The organism is uncultured Methanobrevibacter sp. (assembly GCF_902774605.1).
Taxonomy (GTDB): domain Archaea; phylum Methanobacteriota; class Methanobacteria; order Methanobacteriales; family Methanobacteriaceae; genus Methanocatella.
The window spans coordinates 1-2,516 of sequence record NZ_CACYJE010000106.1; the positions used below are offsets into that span (position 1 = coordinate 1).

At 42.9% G+C, this 2,516-nt stretch carries 3 protein-coding genes; 2 read left to right on the forward strand and 1 reads right to left on the reverse strand.

Annotated features, from left to right (window positions below; genetic code table 11):
• Positions 1 to 1,080, reverse strand: a 1,080-nt coding sequence (locus tag QZU77_RS10775) for an MFS transporter (protein ID WP_295603985.1), incomplete at its 3' end; no start/stop codon positions are given.
• A 129-nt stretch (positions 1,081 to 1,209) separates the two neighbouring features.
• On the opposite strand from QZU77_RS10775, the gene surE reads away from it, so the two are divergent.
• A complete protein-coding gene (surE, locus tag QZU77_RS10780; RefSeq protein ID WP_295603987.1) occupies positions 1,210 to 2,025 on the forward strand; it encodes a 5'/3'-nucleotidase SurE in 816 nt (271 codons plus the stop codon).
• A 47-nt stretch (positions 2,026 to 2,072) separates the two neighbouring features.
• The gene (locus QZU77_RS10785; protein ID WP_295603989.1) at positions 2,073 to 2,498 is read left to right on the forward strand and encodes a thioredoxin family protein; all 426 of its coding nucleotides are present in this window, start codon (positions 2,073 to 2,075) and stop codon (positions 2,496 to 2,498) included.
• Positions 2,499 to 2,516: the final 18 nt, after the last annotated feature.

A 2,516-nucleotide genomic window follows, 5' to 3' on the forward strand; every position in this document is an offset into this window, starting at 1 on the left:
GAAAATTATAATGTTATCTGAGAATATTGTGATTACAATCAATCCGATGGTCAACATCACTGTACCAATCATCATCAGCTTACGGGAACCTGTCGAATCCAATATTTTACCGAGAACTGGTGCCGCAACGGCATTGGCTCCAAGGATAGGTATCAGCATCAGGCTTGCAAGCTGATTGTTCATTCCCATCGAGAGGATAACCAGTGAGGGCACGAATATTACTGATGAGTATATGATTCCATAGGATAATGTTTCAATGCAGGCTATTCTTATCTCCCGGTTTTTAAGCATATGAATTGCAACGATTGACTCTTCAGCCCTGTTTTCGATTTTAAGGAAAATAGGGATTAGGATAATGAATATTATGAGGAACGGAGCCACATTCAATGATGTGAGACTTGCCAGGAAATTGCTTGAATCAATCTGGTTTAGGCCATAGGCAAGAAATATTGAAAGCAGGCTCAATATTATGATTCCAGGATAGTCTATTTTCATTTTGCGGCTGTCTTCCATGTCTGGGAGAATGAGATATGCGAAAATTATCAGGAAAATGCTTATCGGAAGGTTGATTGTAAAGCACCAGTTCCAACCGAAGGGTATGAGTGCCGCCCCAACCAACGGTCCGCCGATGGCTGATATCCCGAACACGCTTCCCAATATTCCCAATGCTTTTCCGCGCTCTTCAAGAGGGAAAGCGTCGCCTATGAATGCTCCGCCAACAGGAAATATTCCTCCACATCCGAAACCCTGAATGATTCTTCCAATGAATATCAATTCGATATTTGGGGAGAATGCTATTAGAAACGATCCGATTCCAAACAGTAGCACGTCAAGGATGAAAATCTTTTTCCTGCCGTAGAAATCGGAGAATTTTGCCATCACCGGTGAGCCGACCATGAAAAAGATTACGAACAATGTGAATATCCAGCTTGATTCCCTGCTGGTCAAGTGGAAGCCCTGCTCAATTGAGGGCAATACGGGTCCTATGATTCCAGTGTCGAGTGAGCCCATGAACACTCCTATAAGAAAGAGTACAAGTATCATGTTTCGTGTTTTGGTGTCTAGTGCCTTTGCCTGCATGTTAATTGCTCGAGTTAATTGATTTGGTGAAATATATTAATTAGTTTGTTAAACGCTACTAATAAGGTTATTTAAACCATTAGGTTCAAATATACTATTAATAAAATTTTTGTAAAGGATTTGGATACTATGAATATTTTAATATCTAATGATGATGGAGTGTTCGCACCAGGCATCCTGGCTGCAAAGCAGGCTGTTGAAGACCTCGCCAACGTTACTGTCGTTGCTCCTGACGAGAATAACAGCAGCGTGGGCAGGCGATTGACATTGTTCAAGCACTTGAAGCTTGAATCCTGCACTCTGGATGATGGGAGTAGTGCATATTCGGTTTCCGGAAGCCCAGCCGATTCAGTGGTTGTCGGTGCGGAGTACGTTATGGACACCAAGCCCGATTTGGTGATAACAGGCATCAATCAGGGAGTCAACATAAGCAGCGACATCACCTCATCCGGAACAGTATGCGCCGCTTTTGAGGCGGTCAGCCTGGGCATACCGGCTATAGCGGTTTCACTATTCATGGACCCTAAAACATCATACAAGAGGGATGAAAATGGGGAATGGTTCGTGGACTATGACTTCACCCTCACCAAGAAGGTCCTGCACAGTATTGTTGAGAAGATAATTGATGATGGATTTCCTGAAGGGGTTGACCTTTTCAACTTGAACGTTCCATCCAATTACGAGTCAGAGGAGGTTAAAGTCACCCATCTCTCACACAAGATGCTTGACAAGAAGGTAATTGACAATACTGATGGGGAAAAGGGTGAACTGTTCCATTATAATCTTGAGGATGGCCAGGACAGTGAGGATTTAATCATGATCACCCCTGACCTTGTCAGCCAGTACGATGAGGGCAGCGACGGTTATGCATTGCTTGTTGAGAAAAGGCCAAGCCTGACTCCATTGAATGTGGATATGACCTCAAGGGACTTGAAGGATTGGTAGAAAAACAAATTTAAAATTATTCTTATTAAAACTCAAAGGTGAAAAAAATGAGGAAATGCGGCATTATAATTGCAATATTGGTATTGGCAGTGGCTGCTTCACTCTCCTGTGCTTATGCCATGGACAATGGTCAAATTGTTGAAGGATTGAACGCCACCACTAATGTTACTGAGGCAATTGACCTTTCAGATGTGGAGAATAAGACCATCATGCTTGTCTTCGACCAGGACAGTTGCTATTACTGTGATCTGCTTAAAAGTGAAGTGTTGACCGACAGGAATGTTCAGGGTGAGTTGAACGCTAACTATATTGTCACTATCGTTGACGTGAATGAGTATCCTCAACTGGCCGGTGAGTTCCAGATTGTGGGAACACCAACCATCGTTTTTCTGGACTCCAACCTGACTGAAACTGCAAGGATTTACGGGTATGTTGATGCGGATGAGTTTTTAAGCACATTGAAGGAGATTTAAATGGAGATACTTCCATTA